The organism is Rhodococcus sp. 06-235-1A, from assembly GCF_002258785.1.
Classification (GTDB): Bacteria; Actinomycetota; Actinomycetes; order Mycobacteriales; family Mycobacteriaceae; genus Rhodococcoides.
On the sequence record NZ_NOYI01000012.1, the window covers coordinates 460,650 to 476,758 of the forward strand.

Below are 16,109 nucleotides of genomic sequence, written 5' to 3' on the forward strand. Positions count from 1 at the left end.
TGCTCTTGCGCTCACGCACTCGAGGTGTCACTCTTGAAACCATGACAACCGGAAAGGCGGACACCGCCTCCCTCACGTGAGCGCCGTGCCGATGCCGTCGACATTCCCCCGTCGCGGCACATTCAGTGACGATCCCGATACATATTCCGAGAGCATTCGTGCGGTCTGCGCGGCTCGCGACAGCTGGCTCGGCCGCGGCCTGAGAGTTGGGCCGTCGGACAGATCGACCGCGGAATCTGCAGTGGCACAACTGTATCGACGGGTGGGGTACGAGGAGCCCGAGTTCGTGTGGGTTCCCTCGCCCGCTGCCGCGACGGCGTTCGTCACCGCCGAGGGGCTGGCGACGGAGACGCCCGTACCCGGTGACACGATCGACCATGCACCGGCACGTATTGCCTCGCTGCTGGCCGATTCGCGCCGGCGGATGGATCAGCGAATCGATGGTCGAAGAATCGAATGGCCGCGACATCGATTCCGACCCGACGGGAACTTGGGCCGCGATCTTCGAGCGCGCGTCACAGCCGCGAACAGTCCACCCGAAGACGCCGCCCGCGCAGGCATCAGCCCCGACCCCATCGTTCGCCGAACAGTCTGGAATTCGTTGCGCACCAGCCTGTTCGACGGGGTGGCCCCAGCGATCCGGCAGCTCGCCCCGCACTCCTTCGGCAGCATCACCTGGTACGGCCAACAGGAGGCGCATCGCGTCGCCTTCTACGACATCCATCGACGGTTCGGCTTGACCACCTTCGCGGCCGGCCACATCGAACTACTCGAACTTCAGCGCGATCTCGTCGAGTCGACGGGATGGTGGTGGGCGTTCGAAAACATCGCAGTGATGTGCGAGCGACCCACCACCCTGCAGACCGAACCGATACCGGACTCCGTCCACGGCGAAGTGCGCCTGCACAATTCGCGTGCACCCGCACTCGAGTTCAGCGATGGACATGCCGTGAACGTGATGCACGGCACCGTCGTTCCCGACTGGGTGATGCACGATCCGACCGTCGAACGCATCACCACCGAACGCAACGTCGAGGTTCGACGCTGCGCAATCGAACGCATCGGCTGGGACACCTACCTCGACCAGGCCGGGCTAGCCCTGCTCGACACCGCCGACGATCCAGGAAATCCGGGGTGCACTCTGCACCTGTTCGCCACCCCCGCAGGATGGGGAGGCGACGGCCGAGTACTGCTGGCCGTCAACGGATCCCGCGAGAGAGACGGCGAACGTCGACGCTACGGCCTGCGCATCCCCGATGAGATCTCCTCAGCACTGGACGCCGCTGCCTGGACGTACGGGCTGTCCGGATCCGACTATGCCCAACTGCTCCGCCGCACGTGACTCCGAAGACCACCCGACTCACACGACTACCCAAGGTGACTCACATGATCTCGAACATGACCCTGTCCACACTGACCACTCTCACCGGCCTCGACGTCTTCGACTACCTCGACCGAGAGATTTCCGTACCCGTGATCGACGGCCTGCAGGCCCAGGGAGATCTCATCGTCGTTCCCTACGCGCTGCTGGCCGAGAGCGTGGCCACCACCGTCCGTAGCCACACCGAGAACGTGCCACTCTCGGGAATAGAGTTGCTGCGCAGCGCAATCGGCGGTAACCCGCACAGCCTCGTCGCCGACGGCGGGCCGTGCACGTGGTCCGCTCCGGTGTTCGACGCCCGGGGCCTGGCCCTGGGCATTCTGGACACGTCGGTGACCGCGTATCTCATTCATCCGGAGCACGGTGCCACCGGAATCGCGCCCGGCCGATACGTCATCGGTCGTCAGCGCGAGGGCACCCGAGGCGGGTGGGGTCGATCGTCCCAGCTGGTCGCCGACTGACACTCACCGGTCGACTGTCACCGGTGGTTGTCATCCAGGCGGCGCGGCGTCGTCTCGTAGGATTCGAGGTCGAAGGTCCGCAGCAACCTGCGGAACCTGAAGCTGAAATCGGGCCACAACGCGATGTTCCGACCTGTGCTGTCCAGGAACCAACTTCGACATCCACCGGTGACCCAGACGCTCTTGCTCATCTTTCGCTGGAGGTCGCTGTTGTAGCGTTCCTGCACCTCGGGACGCACCTCGACACTGGTGATCTGCTGATCCTGTACCGCGGCAACCGCGTCGACTATGTAATTGATCTGCGATTCGATCATGAAGATCGCCGAGGAGTAGCCCAGCCCGGAGTTCGGTCCGAGGATGACGAACATGTTCGGGAACCCGGCCACCGCGGTGCCCTTGTAGGCCGACACTCCCTGTTCCGCATATATCTGGGTCAACGTCTTACCGGCCCGGCCGCGAAACAGCTCGAATGCCGGCGAGTCGGTGATGCGAAAGCCGGTGGCGACCACGATCGCATCGACCGGATGCACGGTGCCGTCGACCGTCAGGATCGCATCCTTCTGCACGCAGGCAATCCCGGAGGTGACGACGTCGACGTTCTCGCGACCGAGGGCCGGATAGTATTCGTTCGATGACAACATCCGCTGGCAGCCGACGCGATATTCGGGAGTGACCTGAGCTCGCAGGGCCCGGTCTCTCACCTCTATCCGCAGCTTGACCGCCGCGATCAGGCCGAGGCCGACGGTCGCCGGGGGAAACTTGATGAGCACGATCGCGTAGATCTCTCGCAGCAGGTAGAGAATCGACCGAAAGGCGCTGGTGAGACCGGGAATTCGACGAAAGGCGAACCTCTCGAGCTTGCTGTACTTTCGGAGCAGCCTCGGGAAGATCCACGGTGCCGTCCGCTGGAAGAGATCGAGATGGGCAACCGTGCCCGCGATTGCGGGCACGATCTGAATGGCCGATGCTCCGGTACCGATCACCGCCACCCGTTTGTGTGCGAGGTCGACGGTGTGGTCCCACTGCGCCGAGTGGAAGACCGGGCCGTCGAACCGGTCGAGCCCCTCGATGTCCGGCATGTTCGGCTCGCACAGTGCCCCCATGGCCGAGACCACTACCTTCGCACTGATCGGTCCGTGAGTTGTGGCCAGCGTCCACCGCGACGTCGGCTCGTCCCAATCGGCTGCGATCAGTTCGTGATCGAACGAGAACTTCTCTCGAATGTCGTGCCGGTCGGCGACACCGAGAATGTAGTCCTGGATCTCCGGCTGCGTCGAGAACGATTGCGACCAGTTCGGATTGTGGTCGAAAGAGAACGAATACAGGTGCGACGGAACATCGCACGCGGCACCCGGATAGGTGTTGTCGCGCCAGGTTCCACCGAAGTCGTTGCCGCGTTCGAGAACCACGAAGTCCTCGATACCGCGTCTGCGCAGTGCCACTGCGAGCCCGATCCCGCCGACACCTCCGCCGATCACTGCGATCTCCACCTCGCGTACAGGAGTCGAAGCAGCATCGGACAGGTGCGGACGAGTTACTGCGGTGTCGTGGATGACCATGGTGTGGAATCACTTTCGGTATCGCGTCGGGTGTCGGCGTCGGACTGCTCCGACTCGACAGGTCGTGGCATTCTGCGTAGTGCCTGCCTCGGAGACGGGAAGAACGCCGGTACCCGAGCGGCGTAGGCGCGGTACGAACTGCCGAACCTCGCCAGCAGGTCCCGTTCCTCGAGCGCAGTCCCCAGCAGGATGTAACCGGTGAGGCCGACGGCCCACAGCAGATGGCCTGCCGTCATCTCGCTCGCGGCCCAGAAGGTCAGCAGCAGTCCGGTCATCAACGGGTGACGCACCAACCGATACGGTCCGTGGACCTGTAGTCGATCCGCGGTGGCGTCGGGAATCCGGATGACGTACTCGCGGTATGCCTGTCGCAGGCCGAGCAGGTGGAAGTGGTCGAGCAACAGTGTCGCTGCGTAGACCAGAAGTACGCCCACCCAGAAGGCGGAGTCGAGAACACGGCCCGCAACGCCGTCGATCGACCAGATCCGGTACGGGATGGGCTGCCAGGCCAGGACGAGAACCCAGACCACCGCGCTCACCATGACGATGTACACGGTGCGTTCGAGCGCCTCGGGTACCCGTCGGGTGAGCCACGCCTTGAACGACGGTCTCGCCATACCCGAATGCTGTAGGCCGAACAGCGCAATGAGCGCCAGGTCGATGGGGACTGCAACCCACGGCGACAGATGCGGTCCGTCATCGACCGTCTTGGGCAGCAGCCGATCGCCGGAGAAGAGCAACAGCAACGGAACCGTGATGCCGGCGATCGCGTAGCCGGTCAGGGCAACGAGAAAGGGCAACAGCCGAGCTCGATCATGCAGCGTTGCCCGGACCTGCGGCCGGGGAATCAGATCCATGCAAACCAGCGCAGAACTCGCGGCCGTACGGTGCCTGCTTCGATCTTGCTCTCCAGCTTGGCCTTCCAACGCTCACCGTACTTCGCATCGAGGAACGCGCCAGGGATCGCCAGACGCCATGCGGACTGGATCGTCATCCAGTACGGGACGATCACCTCAGGCTCCACGTCGCGCATGAACACGAGCTTGTCCGGAATGACACTCCAGTGCACACCGGGATAGCGATGGTGCACACTGTGATACCCCTGGTTGAAGATGAAGAAATTGAGCCAGTTCCCGGCCGTGTTGAGCGACTTGCTCGGGTCGTCCTCGAAGCCTCGTGCCGGGGCATGGGTGAGCCATGCGAAGTACCCGGAATTGACCTGCGTGATCAGGAACGGGATCCAGTAGAACACCACGAACGGACCCGTCCCGGCGAAGTACCAGGCGACGACGATGAAGGTCAGTGCAACACCACAATCGAACGAGAACTGCCGACGTCGTTTACGTCTGGCGTCCGACACCCCGGTGGCGAACAACTCGCGAATCGTGTGCATCTTGACGATCGAGCCGTACCGAATCCAATATCCGACGGCACCCAGACCGTGCTCCCGGCCCTCGGTGGACGTCACGTCTCCTGGGCCGTCGTTGTATCGGTGATGGTTGAGCACATGCACCTCGCGCATCTCGGCCGCCGTCAAGGAGGCAGGGAGGGAACACAGGATGTCCACCACTCGATTGGCCCGCCGCGAGACGAACAGTGGTCGGTGGGTGTGCATGTGCAACACCCCGATGGTCAAGGAGAAGCTCAGCAGGGTCAGGACGAGTACGACGGGCACCGCGACGTACCAGCGATGGGCGATCGGCGCGAACAGTCCGAAGGCAAGGAGCCCGAGCCACAGCGCGACGTGGACGAGCGGGCCCACGTTCGCCGGATTCTCCAGACGGAAGATGCGCTTGCTGATCGGATCCTTCGGTTCGCCGGTCGATCCGGTCTCGTTCCTGGGTGTCACCGCAGTCATGATTGCCTTTCAGAATCGAGTGGGAGATGCGGTGCCGTCCGGGACATCGCAGCCGTCTGAAACCGGGTGCCGAGAAGGTGCATGGCGTTGCTGTCGCCGGGCTGCATACGCTCGAGCGACCCGAACGCGAGATGATCGGCAATCATCATTCGGCGTACCTGGTCGCCGGGCAGTTCGCCGGACAGCGCTCCGGCCGGCAGCCCGTCGACGAGCGCCATCACCGAGTCCACGACGATCGAGCCCATCGAGGTGCCCTGGGCGTGCGCATCGATGCGCGGAAACAGGTTGTCCGGCGACTCCCGCCCGCCCTGGGTCGACGAGTCGAGCAGGAACTCGACCGTTCTGTCCACCGACTCACGCAGGCGATCGAGCATGACCTCCCATCGGTCGGTACCGGTGGCCGCGACCACGGCACCGACCAGACGCAGCCTCCGGGAATACGGACTTCGCACTCCGACCGCGCCGCAGAAGAATGCGGTCGTGGTGATCGACATGTAGGCGACGGCCGCCCTGGCACCCTTGCTTCGGGTTCGCCGACCGAGATGCGACAACAGAGCGAACGTGCCGAGTGCCGGTGTCAGCAAACGCAATACGATCTCGTGGGTCAATTCGGCACTGGTACCCACCCGGTACAGCTCGAGTTCCTGATCGCGGAGATCGTTCGCCAGTTGCGCCGCGGCTCCCACACAGTGGGCCAGCTCGGTGACATCGTCGTCGGTGGCATCCGGGTCGTTGTCGCAGATCACCGTGCATGCATAGACCACGACACGCCCGAGGACTCTCTCGCCGTACGTGACCCGCGACATCGGCGTGTCGAGATTGTCTGCCATCGCGGTGGCAACGTCGATCAGTAGCTCCCGCACGCGTTCACGTCCGGCGGCCGGCAGTCGTTCGATCAACACCCGCACGTCGTCGATCCGTTCGGCGAGAACCGAATCCACCGCATCACTCTCACGCAGTACTCGCGCATGCAACGGCGGCGGCGGAACCGGGTCGTCGCCCACGAGATAGCGGGCCGCCGCGATCACCGTCGTCGCCGCGCCCGCGGAACCGCAGTACAGGTCCTCGTAGGCGTCGAGCACTCGGCACGCCAGAACAGCGGCAATCGATTCGGTCCGCTGCACCTCCGGCAACAGATCGATTGCCACGGCCAGATTTCGGGCGGCGGGTATCAATGCCGATTCGGCGAGTTCGTCCGGCGAACCTGCCCGCAGGAGCGCCGACGGATCGACCGCACGTCGAAGATCTCGTACGCCGCGGGCAAGGATCAGCAGACGGGCGGGCTTCACCGGAGCACGACCCGTCGGGCCAGTGCCCGCAAGTGCTCTCGCGCAGGCGAATCGACGAAACACTCGGTTGCGACGCACGCCTGCCGCCTCGCGGATTCGGCGAACTCACGGGCGCTGTCGAGTGCTCCGCTGTGCGTCAAGGCGGCCTGCAGGTCGCGGCCGGACGCCGACTCGTCGAGCCACATCTTCCGCGCCTCGACATCGGCGCACAGCCAGTCGATCACCGGCCAGGTAGGCACTCTGCGTTCGAGATCCCCGCAGGCATCCTTGCCCAGGTTCGGCCCGCCCTCGATATCGCGGACGTCGTCCATGATCTGGAATGCCAGTGCCAGATGATCCGAGTAGGTCATCAAACTGCGCAGTCCATCGTCGTCTATTCCGCCTGCTGTACCGCCGTAGGCGCAGGCGAGCCTGAACAGAGTCCCGGTCTTGGCTCCGGCGACCGCGCGGTAGTGCCTCCTGAGCGCACCGTCCTCGAGATCCGGCGGCAAGGTTTCGATCAACTGACCGTACGAGAGTTCCGACAACCGATCGAGATACGTCACTCCGGCGGCGCGACCGATTCGGGCGAACACCGAAGGGTTGGCGTCGAGCACTCTCGCGACTTCCCGCAGTGCGGTACCTGCCAGGTGGAAGCCTGCGCACGCCGCCACTCGAACACCGAATGCTGCTGCAACGGAATCATTGTCGCGACGAAGTAACGAACCGTCACAGATGTCGTCGTGTATCAGTGAGGATTCGTGCAACATCTCGATCGCAGCCGCGATGTCGACGGCGTCGTGCAACGGTACCGCGTGTGCACCCGGGACGAGCTGCGCACATGCGAGTACCATCCCGGCGCGCACACGCTTTCCCGGTATCGAGAGAACGTGATCGTAGATCGGTCGAAACGAGCTGTGCGGCTCCAGAATACGATTCATAGCTACGTCGACATGGCACAATTGTGCCGAGATGACGATGGCATCGGCCTTCGCCGGCGACGCCCACTCCAGACCCATGGCATCAGCAACCATGGACAACACCGCTCATGCGTAGAGCGTTGTCAGGCAACACTTTCGATAGACTCTTCAGAGGTGCGTCCGCATAGAAACACACCTGTCTCCGCAATTTTCCGTCCACGAATACTCCCCCGCCGATCGCCCCCTGATCCTGCTGCGCGCCACATTAAGTGACACAGGGCACCGACAGCCAGCCGAAGCAGCGGAATGACGCAGAGCCATAGCCAAAACGCACAGTCGGTCACGACTGATTCGTTTTTGCACCTACCGACCGGCCGGCAACAAGTTGATCGATGAACGAATTCATAAGCGGCGCTACCCAATCGGGAGAGTACACAAGCGCAGTGCGCTCCGACGGCGGCCCCGGCCAGGGGACGACCACACCGCCTGCGGCAGTCACCGATCGCGCCATCGACTCGCTCATGACGGCGGCGCCGATACCGTGGGCGACGAGACCGGGCAGTGCCTGCTGCGACACCCCGCTCAACACCACTGTCGCCACGATCCCGAATCCAGCCAGAACGTCGACGACACCGATGCCCACGCGATGTGTCTGCGCAACGATCGCCAACGGAACGGCCGCGTCGAGCCGACCGAGGGTGACGACGTTGTCCGATCCCGGTGGAAGCGCTAGTACGAGAACGTCATCGGGCAAGTACTCGTGGACGAGGTCGTCGGCCGCATCGGAATCGGGCACCACCGCGCAGTCGATCTGACCCATCCGAACCTGCGCCAGCGCTTCCGCAGGATCGGAGATCGACACGACGTCGATTCTCGATCCCGGTCGCGCAGCGACGAATGCCGCCATGAGGTCGGGCGTTACCGAACGATCCGACAGTCCGACGCGTACGGTCGGTGGCGCGTCGCCGGGATGCGTCGTGCTCAGTTCGTCGACCACTCGCTCGACCGCCCGATGGTCGAGTACAGTTCGGCGCGCAAGTGGTAGCAGGGCAGCACCTTCGGGGCTCAGAACCAGCGTATTGGCCTCACGGCGAAACAACTCGACACCCAGCTCGGTCTCGAGGTTTCGCACGGCGGCGGACACCGTCGGTTGACTCACCCCGAGTGCGCGAGCCGCGTTACTGGGTCCATGCTCGTCGACGATGGCCACGAAGCACACGAGCATCGAAGTGGTGACGTTCACGGCATCAGTGTGAACACTTCGGTGGAGCTGCAGCATCAGGGGGTACGTCGGGTGCCTTCCGATGGCATCGACAGACGGGACGCGATGGAACTTTCTTCACGGCTACTTCGGCAGTGCGTTGCCGTCGCCGACGCGGGTTCGATGAGCGGTGCGGCAACCGGACTCGGGCTCAGTCCGTCCACTCTCTCGCGCGCTCTCGCCCGATTCGAGGAGCAGACCCACGTGACCATTTTCGAGCGGCGCGGTACACGGCTCGTGCCGACCGATGCGGGACGAGAGATCGTGCGCGCTGCCCGGCGCGTCGTCGACGATCTGGACCTGTTCTCTGCCCTTGCCGTCGACGCCGCCCTCGGCCGGGCGGGGGCGGTGGTGGTGTCGGCTCCTGCCGACGACACCGGACCGGTTCTGCCCACCATGATCGCATCTGTGACACGAGGGCGGCCGCGCCTGAACGTGCACATCGCACGCGTCGAGACCGCGACGGCGGCAATGGAATCCCTGCGATCCGGCGCTGCCGAGCTGGCGTTGATTCCGCGCCTTCCCACTCCGCCCGACCTGGTCGGCATCCATGTCGGACGCCAGGAGTTGACGTTGATCGTCCCCGCCGCATGGACGCAGTCGAATGTTCGGATCACCGATCACCACGAACTCGACTGGTTGGGCGAGTTCCCCTTCATCGCCGGCACCGTCGAGACCACGAGTGCGCATGCACTGGAACGACTTCGACGGTCGGGCGCGCGGCCGCACACGGTACTGACCGGTGCGCCGGTTCTGACGATACCGAGCCTGGTGGACGCCGGTGTCGGTGCTGCACTCGTACCGAGCTCGATGCCCCTCGCCGCGTTCGCCCATCTCCGGTCGATCGATCTGACGCCGCCGCTGACCTACTCGATCACCCTGATGCACAGGACCGGTGAGCAATCCCCCGCGACCCGACAGTTCATCGAATGGGCTCGGTCTGCCACGGGAGAGTGAGCTGCGTCTCAAATTTTTGCCGTTGATACGTGCATCTCACAAGCGGTCGGGAAGTAGTAAGTGTGACGTCATGTACCACTAATGTTCGCGGCATGGTTGACGCTCTCGATCCGTGCTTCCCGTGACCGGCTCCCCCTCGCCGGTGCAGAACCGACTTCTCGGGCTCGGTCTCGTCGTGCTCATCGTCGTGTTCGTCGGGTGGAGCGTCACGTCGTACAACAAGACGTTCAAGGACGTCGTGACCGTCTCTCTCGAGACCGACAGCGTCGGCAACGCACTTCCCCGCAACGCGGACGTCAAGGTGCGCGGCATGATCGTCGGCGAAGTTCGATCGGCCACCACGACCGACGGCGTCGTCACCTCGGAGTTGGCGATCGAACCCGACGTGGCCGAGATGATTCCGTCGAACGTCACCGCACGGCTGCTACCCAAGACTCTGTTCGGTGAGCGGTACGTCGCTTTGATCCTGCCCGACGGCACGCCGGCGTCGCCCATCACCGAGGGCACGGTGCTCAAACAGGATCGCAGCGGAAACGCCATCGAGGTCGGGCAGGTGCTCGACGGCCTGTTGCCGCTGCTCCAAGCCGTGCCGCCACAGGACCTCTCGAATACCCTCGGCGCGTTGGCACAGGGGCTGAGCGGGCGGGGCGAGACGATCGGCCTCACGATCGACCGACTCGAGAACATCTTTGCCGGGCTCAACACCGAACTGCCCGCCATCCAAGAGGACCTGCGCGGGCTGGCCGACTTCTCGCAGACCTACGCCGACGCCGCACCCGAGCTGATCAATGCACTGGACAACCTGCGGACCACCGGCAACACCGTCGTCGAGAAGCGACCGGCCCTCGAGACGCTGTACGCCTCGTTGACGTCGGCCTCGAGTACCACCGCCGATTTCCTCGCCGCCAACTCCGCGAACGTCATCGGTCTGGCTGCGAACTCGCGTGAGGCGCTCGAGGTGTTCGCAGAATTCTCCCCGGCTCTCGGGTGCACCGTCGCTCAGTTCGCCGAGGGTGCCAGGCGCGGCAAGGTCCTACTGGGAGACGGTGACGAGTATCCCGGCATCAACGTGTCGATGCCCTTCGTCAACCCCAAGGGTCGGTACCTACCGAACCAGGACGAACCGAGGCTGTTCGAGCAGGAACGCGGCCCGAGCTGCTACTCGTCCCTCGATCGCTACGCCGGGGAGTACTTCCCCCAGTATCCGGGCGGTTCACCGAACGACGGCTCGTATCAGGTGCCGTCGAGAAACCCCGGTGAACAGGACATCCCGGTCCTCGCGGCACCACAGCTCTCGCCTGTGCCCGCCTCGTACGCCGGCTCGGTCACCGAGCAGCAGACCTTGGCCGTCCTCTACGGCGGAGCCAACGGAATCGAGCCCGATGCCGTCCCGTCGTGGACGACGACGCTCGGCGCTCCTGCGCTGAGGGGAACGCAGGTCACCTTCCAGTAGTCCCTACTGATTGAATGGTTCGCATCCCCCGTCGACGAGCGCGGCGGGTAACGATTCAGGAGTACATACATGCCAGCCGACACGAACGCCGCCGCATTCTCGATCCAGTCCAGCAACGATGGTCGCGTGGCCGTCATCGCGGTGTCCGGCGAGCTCGATATCACCACCGCACCGACCCTCGCCACCGCCGTCGATCAGCAGGTCGAGTCGTCGCCCTCGGCACTGATCATCGACCTGTCGGCCGTGTCGTTCCTGGCCTCGGCGGCGATGACGGTACTGGCGACGACGCAGAAGGACCACGGCGACAACCTGGCGTTCTCGGTCGTCGCCGACGGACCGACGACGAGCCGTCCGATCAAGTTGATGGGCCTGGACCAGGAATTCACACTGCACGCCAACTTGGCGTCAGCGCTCGCCGCTCTCGACTGACGAGACACCGAGAGCCATCACCGCAGCGTCGTCGACCAGACCGTCGCCGAAACTGTTCAACAGCCGTCGCAGGTGGTCGATCAGAACCCCAGGAGCTGCGGGAGCATGCTCGGTCGCGAAATCCAGCAGTGCGCCGTTGTCGTCGTAACGATCCGGACCTACCCGGGCCTCGGTGAGGCCGTCGGTGTAGAGCATCAAGGTGTCGCCGGGGTTCAACGTCACCGTGGCCGGCACGAAGCGAGCATTGCGGAGGATTCCCACGAGCTGACCGCCGGTCATGTGGACGTAGTGCGCGCTACCGTCGGCGCGCATCACCAGGGGAGGCGGATGACCGCCACTGGCCATGCACACCTCGAATCCCCCGGTGGACCGGCTGAGCACTCCGAAGACAGCCGTACAGAACTGCGCGTTGTTCTCGCGAAACTCCTGACGCAGGACCGAATCCAGGTTGTGCAACACCGCAACCGGGTCATGGTCGTAGACAGCAGCCGCGCGCAGCGTGTATCGCGTCAACGAGGTCACGGCGGCTGCCGAGGCACCTTTGCCGCATACATCGCCGAGAAAGAACCCCCACCGGTCGTCGGAGAGCGGAAACAGGTCGTAGAAATCTCCGCCCACCTCGTCGCTCGACGCCGCGTGATAGTGAGCCGCCGCGGTCATTCCCGACGGCGGTAGCAGGCTCGGCGGTAGCAGCGACCGCTGCAGCGTTTTCGCCAGCAGCTCTGCCCTCGTGCGGGACTCGAGCAATTCACGCTCGTACGTGCGCCGATCCCGGGCGTCGAGAGCGGTGATGCGGATGAGTACGGGAGTGCCGGACTCGTCGGTCTTGACGTTCGCGGTCATGAACACCGGCAGCCGACGACGATCGGAGGTCACGAAATCGAGCGCGATGCCGTCGAGCTGGCCGTACATCCGCAGGATGGGGCCGAAGTGCGTCTCGTAGTGAATGCGGCCCCCGGCGGTCAGCAACTCCGTGAAGTCCGTGCCGATCAATGTGTCGACGTCGAAGCCCAGCCAACCCGCCAGCGTCGCGTTCAGTCTCGCGATCCGCATGTCGGGATAGACCGACAGATAGCCGCACGGCGCGTTCTCGTAGAGGTCCTCGACGTCGAGCTCGTTGATCACGACGATCTCACGAAGGTCGCAATCGCGTCGGCGGTCTGCTCGGGTTCGGTGACGTGCGGGCAGTGTCCGCTGGCGTCGAGCGTCTTCAGGGTGCTGCCGGCGATGTGTTCGTGGACGTATCTGCCGACCTGAGGCGGAGCCAACGAATCTCGCGCGCAATCGACGATCGTCGTGGGCAGTGCTACCCCGGCCAGATCAGCGCGATTGTCGGACAGAAATGTGGTGCGGGCGAACACCCGTGCGCACGACGGGTCGGTTCGGCAGAAGCTGGCGGTCCACATGTTCTCCAGATCCGGCCGATCCGGTGCATTCACGACGATCGGTGCCATCGCCGCGGACCAGCCCAGATAGTTGCTGTCCAATGATTCGAGCAATTCGTCGATGTCCTCACGGCTGAAGCCTCCGCGATAGTCGCCATCGTCGATATAACGCGGAGACGGCGTCAGGAGAAAAAGCTTGGAAAACCGCTCGGGAGCCGCCTGAACCGCAAGAACACCCATCATCGACGCCACCGAGTGACCGACGAACGTGACGTTGCGGAGGTCGAGTTCTTCGACGATCTCGACGATGTCCTCGGCGTAGGCGTCGAGCGGCGCGTACTTGTCGGCATCCCAGGCCGACGGGTCCGAGGCTCCTGAGCCGACGTGATCGAAGAGCACAACCGAGAAATCCGGAGCCAGAATGTCGGTGACCGAACGCCAGAGTGTCTGATCGCAGCCGAACCCGTGAGCCAACATCACGACGGGACCGTCGGCAGCCCCGACGACCCTGACGTTGTTCTTGGTTCGCGCGTTCACCCGCACAGTCTGTCATCTGACTCCGACTGCGGGGAGTGAGACTGCCCGCACCGGGTATGACCTCTGTCTACAGAAACGAGAAATGCCATGCGAGTACTGGTCACCGGCGCAACCGGATACATCGGGTCGCGGCTGATCCCCGTGCTCCTCGAACAGGGTCACGACGTCCACGCGGCCATGCGTGATCCCGCGAAGAAGTCGCGCTTCGCCTGGGGTGCCCAGGTCACCGCTGTGCATTTCGACCTCGACGAGCACGAGACGTTCGATACCGCGACCACAGACGTCGATGCCGTCGTCTACCTGGTTCACTCGATGGACGAAGGCGACTTCGTCGAGAAGGATCGGCACGCTGCGCAATCGATGGCCGCTGCGGCAGAGCGAAACGGTGTGCAGCGGATCGTCTATCTCTCCGGTCTCATTCCTGACGACGGCACGCCTCTGTCGGATCATCTGCGCTCGCGCCTGCAGGTCGAGGAAACGTTTCTCGACAGTTCCGTCGACGCCACAGTGCTACGTGCGGCCATCATTCTCGGTTCCGGATCGACGTCCTTCGAGTTGGTTCGACGTATGACGGAGCGCTTACCGCTGACGCCGATTCCGACGTGGATGCGCAGGCAGGTCCAGCCGATTGCCGTCGTGGATGTGGTCGCCATCATCGCCCGAGCCCTGGGCGAGACCGCGCGTCCGGGTTCGTTCGACATCGGCGGCACCGAAACGATGAGCTACCCGGAACTGCTGCAGGCATACGGCAGCGTCGCGGGTCTGCGCCGAGCACAGATTCCCGTCCCGCTGTTGCCGACCGGATTGGTGGGCCGCGCCGTCGCCACCATCACGCGTATGCCGCCGGGAACGGTGATCTCGTTGGTGGACAGCCTCACTCACGACATGGTGGTGCGCCGCGGAAATGCGGCAACGGACATCTTCACCGAGCCGGGCACCACCCTGATGAGCGTCCGAGAGGCATTGCAGCGTTCCATCACCGTCACCGCCGACGAGGGCACCGACACGCATGCCGATCCGCAGGCCGCAGCCGATACCGATCCCGAGTGGGCGGGCGGGGTCGTCGACATCGTGAACGGTCGAGTGCGTCAACGGCCGTCCGGAATGGTGGGTAAGGCTCAGCTCGGAGCGACGCGCTAGTCGATGCTCTCGTAGCGATGCGACCACGGTGTTGCTCGCTCCAGCTGTCCCGCCAGTCGGACGAGCAACCCTTCACCGCCCAGCGGTGCGGTGAAGTGAGCACCCATCGGAAGACCGTCGGGTGTCCAGTGCAGGGGAAGCGACAGCGCCGGCCGCCCGGTCACGTTTGCCAGCTGGGTGTACGGAATCCACGAAATGTTGTCGTCGATCATCTGATCGACGATGCCGGTGTATCGCAGGATTCCGGCAGTTCTACTGCGCAACAACAACTCCGATGCCACCTGCAGTGGCTTCGCGAGATCGAATGCACCGATCTTCGGAGGCAGTTCCGCGAGAGTGGGCGTGAGCAGCAGATCGTAGGTTTCGAAGTAGGTGGCCAACGCACGCACGTGGACGTGGCGACCTTCCACGGCGTCGAGGTAGTCGACGCCGCTGGCGGATCTGCCCAACGCCGCCATGATTCGGGTGTCGCGCTCGAATGCGTCATCGCCACAACCGGTTCGGCGCTTCACCTCGTCCATCTCCCACGCCAGGTACGTGAACCAGGCCAGCAGGAATTCGCGATTGAGGCTCGAGTCGTCGTACGGCGGGGCGTCGAGAAGTTCGACGGTGTGGCCGAGGTCGGTGAGTGTCTTCGCAGCCGCTTCCATCGCGGCGACGGCCTGCGGGTGGGGCGTCGGATTGATCGATGTCGCGGCATACATGCCGATGCGCAGAGGCTTGGGGTCCTTGTCCACTCCCGACAGAAACGTGCCGCCCGGACGCGAGGGCAGATAGCCGGACGTCGCCTCGCCGCCGGCCAGCACGTCGAGCATCGCTGCGGTGTCTCGAACCGACCGCGACACGACGCCTTGCACCGCTGCCCCGTGCATCGGCTCACCGAAGGTAGGTCCCGACGGCACCAGTCCACGACCCGGCTTGAGCCCGACCAGCCCGCAGCACGACGCCGGAATGCGAATGGATCCGCCACCGTCGTTCGCTCCGGCCACCGGAACGATCCCCGCCGCGACGGCCGCAGCGGATCCACCCGACGACCCGCCGGGAGTTCTGGTGCGATCCCACGGGTTTCGAGTGGGACCGAACACCGTCGGCTCGGTGATCCCCTTGGCACCGAACTCCGGGGTGTTCGTCTTTCCGAAAATGACCAGGCCTGCGTCCAGCCAGCGCTGCACCACAGTTGCATGCTCGGGCATCGGCAGGTCGGTGAGCGCACTCGTTCCGCTCGAGGTGGGCAGGCCGGCGTAGTCCTGCGAGAGGTCCTTGATCAGAAACGGCACACCGGCGAACGGGCCACCGAGCGTTCCGGACAGCCGCTGCTCGGCTTGCTCCTGCATCGGACGCACGATTGCGTTGAGAGCCGGGTTGACCGACTTCGCATGCGCCGATGCACAATCGAGTAGCTCACGGGGCGTGACCTCGCCATTGGCTACCAGCTCCGCCAGTCCCAGCCCATCACGCTTCCGATACTCGTCGATACGCATGGCGTCAGCTTAGTGCGGC

At 64.3% G+C, this 16,109-nt stretch carries 15 protein-coding genes; 6 read left to right on the forward strand and 9 right to left on the reverse strand.

Going from position 1 to position 16,109, the window contains the following annotated elements:
• Positions 1–76: 76 nt before the first annotated feature.
• Both CH275_RS12650 and CH275_RS12655 read left to right on the forward strand, forming a co-directional pair.
• Positions 77–1,342 (forward strand): DUF6745 domain-containing protein, encoded by a 1,266-nt coding sequence (locus CH275_RS12650; protein ID WP_256990994.1) that lies wholly within the window; start codon positions 77–79, stop codon positions 1,340–1,342.
• A 44-nt stretch (positions 1,343–1,386) separates the two neighbouring features.
• On the forward strand, positions 1,387–1,842 hold the full coding sequence (locus CH275_RS12655; RefSeq protein ID WP_094678765.1) for a hypothetical protein: 456 nt from the start codon (positions 1,387–1,389) through the stop codon (positions 1,840–1,842).
• Positions 1,843–1,859: 17 nt separating this feature from the next.
• Here CH275_RS12655 and CH275_RS12660 read toward each other — a convergent pair whose 3' ends face one another.
• The 6 genes from CH275_RS12660 to CH275_RS29205 form a co-directional block, all read right to left on the reverse strand.
• Complete coding sequence (locus CH275_RS12660) at positions 1,860–3,401, reverse strand: flavin-containing monooxygenase (RefSeq protein ID WP_094678502.1); 1,542 nt, start codon at positions 3,399–3,401, stop codon at positions 1,860–1,862.
• A complete protein-coding gene (locus CH275_RS12665; protein ID WP_094678504.1) occupies positions 3,377–4,258 on the reverse strand; it encodes a methyltransferase family protein in 882 nt (293 codons plus the stop codon). The genes CH275_RS12660 and CH275_RS12665 overlap by 25 nt, the downstream gene beginning before the upstream one ends.
• A complete protein-coding gene (locus tag CH275_RS12670) occupies positions 4,249–5,259 on the reverse strand; it encodes a fatty acid desaturase (RefSeq protein ID WP_094678506.1) in 1,011 nt (336 codons plus the stop codon). The genes CH275_RS12665 and CH275_RS12670 overlap by 10 nt, the downstream gene beginning before the upstream one ends.
• Positions 5,256–6,548, reverse strand: a complete 1,293-nt coding sequence (locus CH275_RS12675) for a class 1 isoprenoid biosynthesis enzyme (RefSeq protein ID WP_094678508.1) — start codon at positions 6,546–6,548, stop codon at positions 5,256–5,258. The genes CH275_RS12670 and CH275_RS12675 overlap by 4 nt, the downstream gene beginning before the upstream one ends.
• On the reverse strand, positions 6,545–7,561 hold the full coding sequence (locus CH275_RS12680) for a polyprenyl synthetase family protein (RefSeq protein ID WP_094678767.1): 1,017 nt from the start codon (positions 7,559–7,561) through the stop codon (positions 6,545–6,547). The genes CH275_RS12675 and CH275_RS12680 overlap by 4 nt, the downstream gene beginning before the upstream one ends.
• A gap of 226 nt (positions 7,562–7,787) precedes the next feature.
• Positions 7,788–8,690 carry a LysR family transcriptional regulator gene (locus CH275_RS29205; RefSeq protein WP_179276119.1) on the reverse strand — a complete coding sequence of 301 codons (903 nt, stop codon included), beginning with the start codon at positions 8,688–8,690 and terminating at the stop codon, positions 7,788–7,790.
• An 84-nt stretch (positions 8,691–8,774) separates the two neighbouring features.
• Between CH275_RS29205 and CH275_RS12695 the strand changes: the two genes are divergently transcribed.
• From CH275_RS12695 to CH275_RS12705, 3 genes are all read left to right on the forward strand, one after another.
• Positions 8,775–9,665 (forward strand): LysR family transcriptional regulator, encoded by an 891-nt coding sequence (locus tag CH275_RS12695; protein WP_179276120.1) that lies wholly within the window; start codon positions 8,775–8,777, stop codon positions 9,663–9,665.
• 121 nt (positions 9,666–9,786) lie between these two features.
• Positions 9,787–11,118, forward strand: coding sequence for an MCE family protein (locus CH275_RS12700; protein ID WP_094678512.1), 1,332 nt, complete (start codon positions 9,787–9,789; stop codon positions 11,116–11,118).
• 69 nt (positions 11,119–11,187) lie between these two features.
• Positions 11,188–11,547 carry an STAS domain-containing protein gene (locus CH275_RS12705; protein ID WP_094678514.1) on the forward strand — a complete coding sequence of 120 codons (360 nt, stop codon included), beginning with the start codon at positions 11,188–11,190 and terminating at the stop codon, positions 11,545–11,547.
• On the opposite strand, the gene CH275_RS12710 is transcribed toward CH275_RS12705, so the two are convergent.
• Complete coding sequence (locus CH275_RS12710) at positions 11,524–12,672, reverse strand: PP2C family protein-serine/threonine phosphatase (protein ID WP_256990995.1); 1,149 nt, start codon at positions 12,670–12,672, stop codon at positions 11,524–11,526. The genes CH275_RS12705 and CH275_RS12710 overlap by 24 nt on opposite strands.
• Positions 12,669–13,469, reverse strand: a complete 801-nt coding sequence (locus CH275_RS12715) for an alpha/beta fold hydrolase (protein WP_094678516.1) — start codon at positions 13,467–13,469, stop codon at positions 12,669–12,671. Before CH275_RS12715 ends, CH275_RS12710 begins: the two co-directional genes overlap by 4 nt.
• Before the next feature lie 87 nt (positions 13,470–13,556).
• Between CH275_RS12715 and CH275_RS12720 the strand changes: the two genes are divergently transcribed.
• Positions 13,557–14,609 carry an NAD(P)H-binding protein gene (locus tag CH275_RS12720; protein ID WP_094678518.1) on the forward strand — a complete coding sequence of 351 codons (1,053 nt, stop codon included), beginning with the start codon at positions 13,557–13,559 and terminating at the stop codon, positions 14,607–14,609.
• Here CH275_RS12720 and CH275_RS12725 read toward each other — a convergent pair.
• The gene (locus CH275_RS12725) at positions 14,606–16,090 is read right to left on the reverse strand and encodes an amidase (protein ID WP_094678520.1); all 1,485 of its coding nucleotides are present in this window, start codon (positions 16,088–16,090) and stop codon (positions 14,606–14,608) included. The two genes, CH275_RS12720 and CH275_RS12725, sit on opposite strands and share 4 nt — an antisense overlap.
• Positions 16,091–16,109: the final 19 nt, after the last annotated feature.